4 protein-coding genes and 11 tRNA genes are annotated in these 7,158 nt (G+C 48.2%); all 15 read left to right on the top strand.

Annotation, left to right across the window (positions count from 1 at the left end):
- Positions 1-15 precede the first annotated feature (15 nt).
- The 15 genes from ABIE27_RS30580 to ABIE27_RS30510 all read left to right on the top strand — a co-directional run bounded on the left by ABIE27_RS30580 (position 16) and on the right by ABIE27_RS30510 (position 7,072).
- A tRNA-Asp gene (locus ABIE27_RS30580) sits at positions 16-93 on the top strand.
- A gap of 9 nt (positions 94-102) precedes the next feature.
- Positions 103-178: transfer RNA gene (locus tag ABIE27_RS30575), tRNA-Phe, on the top strand.
- Positions 179-198: 20 nt separating this feature from the next.
- Positions 199-274, top strand: a tRNA-Thr gene (locus ABIE27_RS30570).
- Positions 275-280: 6 nt separating this feature from the next.
- Positions 281-366, top strand: a tRNA-Tyr gene (locus tag ABIE27_RS30565).
- 10 nt (positions 367-376) lie between these two features.
- Positions 377-449, top strand: a tRNA-Lys gene (locus ABIE27_RS30560).
- Positions 450-461: 12 nt separating this feature from the next.
- A tRNA-Leu gene (locus tag ABIE27_RS30555) sits at positions 462-542 on the top strand.
- Between the two features lie 11 nt (positions 543-553).
- Positions 554-628, top strand: a tRNA-Gly gene (locus tag ABIE27_RS30550).
- A 6-nt stretch (positions 629-634) separates the two neighbouring features.
- Positions 635-711 (top strand) — tRNA-Arg (locus ABIE27_RS30545).
- Between the two features lie 22 nt (positions 712-733).
- Positions 734-812, top strand: a tRNA-Leu gene (locus ABIE27_RS30540).
- 7 nt (positions 813-819) lie between these two features.
- Positions 820-893, top strand: a tRNA-Pro gene (locus tag ABIE27_RS30535).
- Positions 894-905: 12 nt separating this feature from the next.
- Positions 906-976, top strand: a tRNA-Gly gene (locus ABIE27_RS30530).
- A 516-nt stretch (positions 977-1,492) separates the two neighbouring features.
- On the top strand, positions 1,493-3,358 hold the full coding sequence (iolD, locus tag ABIE27_RS30525; protein WP_429352193.1) for a 3D-(3,5/4)-trihydroxycyclohexane-1,2-dione acylhydrolase (decyclizing): 1,866 nt from the start codon (positions 1,493-1,495) through the stop codon (positions 3,356-3,358).
- Between the two features lie 96 nt (positions 3,359-3,454).
- The gene (iolE, locus tag ABIE27_RS30520; protein ID WP_123067383.1) at positions 3,455-4,348 is read left to right on the top strand and encodes a myo-inosose-2 dehydratase; all 894 of its coding nucleotides are present in this window, start codon (positions 3,455-3,457) and stop codon (positions 4,346-4,348) included.
- A 152-nt stretch (positions 4,349-4,500) separates the two neighbouring features.
- Positions 4,501-5,511, top strand: coding sequence for a 5-dehydro-2-deoxygluconokinase (gene iolC / locus ABIE27_RS30515; protein ID WP_429352192.1), 1,011 nt, complete (start codon positions 4,501-4,503; stop codon positions 5,509-5,511).
- Positions 5,512-5,596: 85 nt separating this feature from the next.
- Positions 5,597-7,072 (top strand): CoA-acylating methylmalonate-semialdehyde dehydrogenase, encoded by a 1,476-nt coding sequence (locus tag ABIE27_RS30510; protein ID WP_123067385.1) that lies wholly within the window; start codon positions 5,597-5,599, stop codon positions 7,070-7,072.
- Positions 7,073-7,158: the final 86 nt, after the last annotated feature.

Genomic DNA, 7,158 nt, shown 5'->3' with positions numbered 1-7,158 from the left:
TTATGAAAGTGATCTGGAACCGTGGTGTAGTTGGCCTAACATGCCTGCCTGTCACGCAGGAGATCGCGGGTTCGAATCCCGTCGGTTCCGCCATTCATATATGGCTCGGTAGCTCAGTCGGTAGAGCAGAGGACTGAAAATCCTCGTGTCGGCGGTTCGATTCCGTCCCGAGCCACCATGAACATAACAATTTGATACGCCGGTGTAGCTCAACTGGTAGAGCAACTGACTTGTAATCAGTAGGTTGGGGGTTCAAGTCCTCTCGCCGGCACCACTTTATGGAGGATTAGCGAAGTGGCCAAACGCATCAGACTGTAAATCTGCTCCCGTACGGGTTCGGTGGTTCGAATCCATCATCCTCCACCAGTTTTATTATGAGTCATTAGCTCAGTTGGTAGAGCACCTGACTTTTAATCAGGGTGTCGAAGGTTCGAATCCTTCATGACTCACTTTTATTATATGCGCGTGTGGCGGAATTGGCAGACGCACTAGACTTAGGATCTAGCGTCTTTGACGTGGGGGTTCAAGTCCCTCCACGCGCATCCTTTATTTTGCGGAAGTGGCTCAGCGGTAGAGCATCGCCTTGCCAAGGCGAGGGTCGCGGGTTCGATTCCCGTCTTCCGCTCCAATATTTGCGCCCTTAGCTCAGCTGGATAGAGCGTTTGACTACGAATCAAAAGGCCGGGAGTTCGAATCTCTCAGGGCGCGCCATTATAACTTAATTCTAAACTTTGCCGGCGTGGCGGAATGGCAGACGCGCTCGACTCAAAATCGAGTGGGAAACCGTGGAGGTTCGAGTCCTCTCGCCGGTATATTTAACGGGATGTAGCTCAGCTTGGTAGAGCACCTGGTTTGGGACCAGGGGGTCGCATGTTCAAATCGTGTCATCCCGATTTTTTATTTATGCGGGTGTAGTTCAATGGTAGAACTTTAGCCTTCCAAGCTAATAGCGTGGGTTCGATTCCCATCACCCGCTTTATATATTTGAAGAAGAAAGAGACACAATCCGTGTTCTCTTTCTTTTTTTTGCATGAAAAAGGGGTTATTTCCCTATTCCTATATTATGTGGCCAAGCCTTCGTCGGATTTACTCAGCTATTCTCTCAATCAACAATCAATCAACATTCAATGAACTCTTTCGTTACACTCAGCTAAATTTTTGAGTTACTTTTGATCCCTCGATTTTCAAACCCACAATGCGTTTTAATAACATTCGAGTTTCTTATATAAACAATTGTTGATCATTTATACTTTATATTTCTCCAGCCATTACCTTAGCAATCGGAGGGATAATAATCCCCCAGATTCATACTTTTCACTCTTATTTACGAAAAAATCCCCTCATTTTTAATAAAACGCTTACAAAAATAACTTGCGAAAATGCTCAGCCTGTAATACCATATGAATTAAGCGCTTAACCTTTAGGGGTAAGGCGCTTAAACTTAACTTAGATTAAGCGCTTAACCCGTAAAGGAAAGGATGGCGATCAGTTCATGACAACGATTCGACTAACGATGGCTCAGGCCTTGCTTCGATACCTGGATCAGCAGTATATCTCGGTAGATGGGGTAGAAACCAAATTTGTAAAAGGAATTATCGGAATATTTGGACACGGGAATGTAACAGGAATCGGGGAAGCATTAGAACGTAGCCCTGGAAGCCTGACGTATATGCAAGGTAAAAACGAACAAGGTATGGTGCACACAGCTGCAGCTTACGCCAAACAGAAAAACCGTAAACAGATCTACGCATGCACTACATCTATTGGCCCTGGTGCACTGAATATGATTACTGCTGCAGCAACAGCAACGGTGAACCGGATTCCGGTATTGCTTCTCCCTGGAGATAACTTTGCTACGCGAGAGCCAGATCCAGTATTGCAACAACTCGAAGTAAGCAGTGACTATACAATATCGGCTACAGATCCATTCAAAGCAGTCAGCAAATACTGGGATCGCATCGTGCGCCCGGAACAGTTAATGGTTGCGGTCACCAATGCTATGCGTGTATTGACTGACCCAGCCGAGACTGGAGCTGTTACACTGGCATTGCCTCAAGATGTACAGGCAGAAGCATATGACTACCCGGAATCGTTCTTTGCCCGTAAAGTGCATTACCTGGATCGCCGGCCACCTGTTCCGGCAGCCATTGAACGGGCAACGAAGCAGATCGTCCATAGCAAAAAGCCACTGCTCGTTGCAGGTGGTGGGGTGCTCTATTCTGAAGCATCTGCACAACTGATCGAGTTCGCGGAAGCCTTTGGTATTCCGATTGCTGAAACGCAAGCAGGCAAAAGTGCAGTATCTTGGAACCACCCGCTTAATGTGGGGGCGATAGGGGTTACCGGTTCTCTGGCAGCCAATCGCTTGGCTAAAGAAGCGGATGTCGTGATCGGCGTAGGGACAAGGTTCTCCGATTTTACCACGGCCTCACATGCTGCTTTTCAAAATCCAGAAGTGACCTTTATCAACATCAACCTGAATAGTATGGATGCTGCCAAGTTAGGCGGGGAAGCCATTCTGGCTGATGCCCGTGAAGGCTTGCAGGTGTTGCAACAAGAATTGAAGGCACAACAGTACAGCAGTGCATATGGTTCATCTGAGGTGGCTGAACTTCGTAATCAATGGAATACAGAGGTGGATCGACTCTACGCTGCCGAGCATGAAGCCGGTCTGGCGCAGACGAAAGCCATTGGTATCGTAAATCGCACGATTGATCCCTCTTCCGTAATTGTCTGTGCAGCAGGTAGTCTCCCAGGGGATTTGCACCGTTTGTGGCGCACAGCTGAGCCGAAGACTTACCACATGGAGTATGGATTCTCTTGCATGGGATACGAGGTCAGTGGTGCATTCGGTGCAGCACTTGCAGAGCCGGATCGTGAAGTCTACGCCATGGTGGGTGACGGCAGTTACCTGATGCTGCATTCTGAACTGGTAACAAGTCTGCAGGAACAGAAGAAAATGACGATTCTTTTATTTAATAACAATGGTTTCCAGTGTATTCATAATCTGCAACGTGAGCACGGCAGTGACGGATTCGGAAATGAGTTCCGTTATCGTGAAACAGATAGTGGCCGTTTGACTGGTGAGTATATGCCTATGGATTTTGCAGCTCACGCTCGCAGTATGGGTGCGAAAGCATATCGCGCGGAAACCGCAGAGCAACTGGAACAGGCACTTCGGGATGCCAAAAATGAAACGGTGACAACGTTGATTGAAATTCCGGTTGTACCTGGAACCAATACAGGTGGATATGAGTCATGGTGGAATGTCGGCGTACCTGAAGTATCTGTTGAGGAGAAAGTCGTTCGTGCCCATGAGACGATGAAAACGAATCGTGGCAAAGCAAAACTGGTTTAAGCGAGTGGCTGCTCTCATCTACTCATTTTATTCTAATAATAATTCTCTTTATATACAGGTCTAACAAAGCTGAACAACAAAAGGAGCCGTGGAACCATGAGCAAGCTGCCATTCCAGCTTGGGATTCATCCGATCAATTGGGTCGGCGAAGATGTAAAGGAACATGGTGATGATACAACTTGTGCGCAGATTCTGGACGATATTCAGCGTCTGGGATTGACGGGTACTGAGATGGGACGCAAGTACCCGACCGATCCCGCTACACTGCGTGAAGAGCTGAGCAAGCGGAATATTAATCTGATCTCCCAGTGGAAATCCGTACTGTTCTCCGATCCGGCATATCGCCAAGCAGAGCTGGACGACTATCGCAGACATGCAGAATTTCTGCAGTCCATGGGAAGCAAGGTCATTAGCACGGCCGAGGTAGGCGGCTCACTTCATTTTGATCCAAGACGGACACCGAATGAAAAAGAAGTGCTTAGACTCAGCGATGCCGAATGGCATGTTCTTGCTGAAGGTTTGAACCAAGCCGGTGCCATTGCTCAGGAGTATGGGCTTAAGCTCACCTATCACCATCACGGGGGCACTGTAGTTGAGCAACCAGAGGAAATTGATCGTTTGATGGAGCTCACAGACCCTTCACTGGTGTACTTACTCTTTGACACAGGCCATGCCTACTATGGCGGCGCTGACCCACTTGAGGTGCTGCGTAAACATTACGACCGGATTGCCTACATCCATCTGAAGGATATTCGCCCGGATGTGCTGGATCAGGCACGAGCAGAGAAATCTGACTTTGTTGGTTGTATTCGCAGAGGTGTATTCACTGTACCAGGAGATGGTTGTATTGATTTTGCACCAATTCTGCAGGAGCTGATCACTCGTGGATACAATGGCTGGGCGATGCTTGAAGGAGAACAAGATCCTGCCATTCATAATCCGTATGAGTATGCGAAACGCTCTCTGAGTTACATGGAGTCTCTGTACTAGGGCAGTAAAGACAGCGCAATTAAAGGCAGTTAACCAGCCTAGCATCTATATGTGAGGCAAAATAAATTTAAACCAATATGAATTCATATAAATGGAGTAGAAATCATCTCCTAACCAATCGAGATTCCACCATAGAAAGGGGCTCAAACGCAATGACTTACGTATCCTTTCCGGCATCAAGGAAAAAGGATTTTACTGCCATTGGCCGCTTGTGCATCGACTTGAATGCCAATGAGATCAACCGTCCGATGGAAGAGACGATGACGTTTACCAAATATGTTGGCGGTTCTCCGGCCAATATTACGATCGGCATGTCCAGACTTGGCATGGAGACGGCTTTCATCGGCAAAATTGCTGGTGACCAGATGGGCAGATTCATCCAAAGTTATCTGGAGAAAAACGGGATTGACACTTCCAATGTGGTGACTGATAACACGGGAGCAGTAACCGGACTTGCTTTTACCGAGATCAAGAGCCCGACAGATTGCAGTATCCTGATGTACCGAGACAATGTAGCGGATCTTTTATTACAGGCCAGTGAGGTACAGGAACAGCTGATTGCGGATTCCAAAGTGCTGTTGATTTCTGGTACAGCTCTCGCTCAGAGCCCATCACGTGAAGCAGTAATCCAGGCACTGACCTATGCCAAAAAACACGGCACTATTATCGTATTTGATCTAGACTACCGTCCATACACATGGACATCGGATGAAGAAACGGCCGTTTATTATAACCTTGCTGCCGAGAAATGCGATATCATCTTGGGCACACGAGAAGAGTTTGACATGATGGAGACATTTGAAAATAACCCGGATCATAATGATCAGGTGACGGCACAGAAATGGTTTGATTTTTCAGCGAAAATCGTTATTATCAAGCACGGAAAAGAAGGCTCTATCGCGTATACGCGTGAAGGACTATCACACCGGGCCAACAGTTATCCTGCTCGTGTCGTAAAAACATTCGGTGCAGGTGATTCTTACGCGGCAGGTTTCCTTTACGGATTAATGCAAGGGTGGACGATCGAGCGCAGCATGAGCTACGGAAGTGCTGCAGCAAGTATCGTTATCTCCAGTCACAGCTGCTCGGATGCCATGCCAACGGTGGAACAGGTGGATGACTATATCGAACGTTGCAACCGTGGTGAAATTGTTCCGTCTTAATCACGTATAGAGTATGAACCTAAGCAGATCACAAGTGGAAGAAACGCATAGAAGTAACGCACATAAACGAGGGGAGACAACACACATGGGAAAAGGGACTTCAGAAGCGTCTGCAACAGTGACGAATGTACAAAACTGGATCGGGGGTGCTTGGGTAACCCCAACAACAACACGAACCGAAGCAGTGGTCAACCCAGCTACGGAAGAGGTTATTGCATACGTGCCGCTGTCTGAACAAGCGGATGTGGATCAGGCGGTACAGGCTGCACGGGAAGCATTCAAATCATGGAGCACTACACCGGTTCCTCGCCGTGCCCGCATTCTGTTCCGTTATCAGCAGTTGCTGGTAGAGCACTGGGAAGAACTGGCTAAACTGGTGACACTGGAGAACGGTAAAAGTTATGCCGAAGCTTACGGCGAAGTATTGCGCGGGATTGAGTGCGTTGAGTTCGCGGCTGGTGCTCCAAACCTCATGATGGGTAAACAGTTGCCTGATATTGCTACAGGACTGGAGTCGGGCATGTACCGTTACCCAATCGGGGTTATCGGGGGCATTACTCCGTTCAACTTCCCGATGATGGTACCTTGCTGGATGTTCCCGCTAGCGATTGCTTGCGGTAACACCTTTGTTTTGAAGCCGTCAGAGCGTACTCCGCTTCTTGCTGGACGTTTGGCAGAACTCTTCAAAGAAGCAGGACTTCCGGACGGCGTACTCAATATCGTTCACGGTGCACATGACGTTGTAAACGGATTGCTTGAGCATAAAGAAGTTGCTGCGATTTCATTTGTCGGTTCACAACCTGTTGCCGAATACATCTACAAAACAGCTTCTGCACATGGCAAACGTGTTCAGGCACTCGCTGGTGCGAAGAACCACTCCATCGTTATGCCGGATGCTGACCTTGATCTGACCGTAAAAGAGATTACAAGTGCAGCATTTGGATCAGCCGGCGAACGTTGCATGGCATGTTCCGTTGTTGTCGCTGTTGGCGATGTAGCGGATGCCTTGGTACAAAAGTTGGTGGAAGCGGCGGACCGGATCAACATCGGTAACGGTATGGACGAAGGTGTATTCCTGGGTCCGGTGATCCGTGGACCTCATAAAGAGCGTACATTGGGATACATTGAGTCAGGTGAACAGGAAGGTGCAACGTTGATTCGGGATGGACGCAAGGATCAGGCGGCAGACGGCTCCGGTTATTTTGTAGGACCAACTGTATTTGATCATGTAGATAGCACCATGAAAATCTGGAAAGATGAAATCTTTGCTCCTGTTCTTTCGGTGGCAAGAGTAGAAACGTTGGAGGAAGCGGTAGAACTGGCAAACCGCTCAGACTTTGCGAACGGGGCATGTCTGTTTACTCGCAGTGGCGCAAATATGCGTCAGTTCCGTGAAACGATTGATGCAGGTATGCTGGGAGTGAATCTGGGCGTACCTGCACCGATGGCCTTCTTCCCATTCTCCGGTTGGAAGAAATCCTTCTACGGTGATCTGCATGCTAACGGCACGGATGGTGTGGAGTTCTACACTCGCAAGAAAATGGTAACCACACGCTGGTAATCGTTTAACGCACAGTACGTATTGCAATACAGGGGCTGAGCAAGAGCTCAGTTCCCAGACACCATAGGGATGCAAATAGGGAGGAT

The organism is Paenibacillus sp. 4624 (assembly GCF_050435065.1).
Lineage (GTDB): Bacteria > Bacillota > Bacilli > Paenibacillales > Paenibacillaceae > Paenibacillus > Paenibacillus amylolyticus_D.
The sequence above is the reverse complement of the archived record's forward strand: the minus strand, read 5'-3'. Positions and strand labels throughout refer to the sequence as shown.

Excerpts from the sequence above, each read along its gene's own strand:
- iolD (WP_429352193.1), top strand. The coding sequence starts at position 1,493 with ATGACAACGATTCGACTAACGATGGCTCAGGCCTTGCTTCGATACCTG.
- iolE (WP_123067383.1), top strand. The coding sequence starts at position 3,455 with ATGAGCAAGCTGCCATTCCAGCTTGGGATTCATCCGATCAATTGGGTC.
- iolC (WP_429352192.1), top strand. The coding sequence starts at position 4,501 with ATGACTTACGTATCCTTTCCGGCATCAAGGAAAAAGGATTTTACTGCC.
- ABIE27_RS30510 (WP_123067385.1), top strand. The coding sequence starts at position 5,597 with ATGGGAAAAGGGACTTCAGAAGCGTCTGCAACAGTGACGAATGTACAA.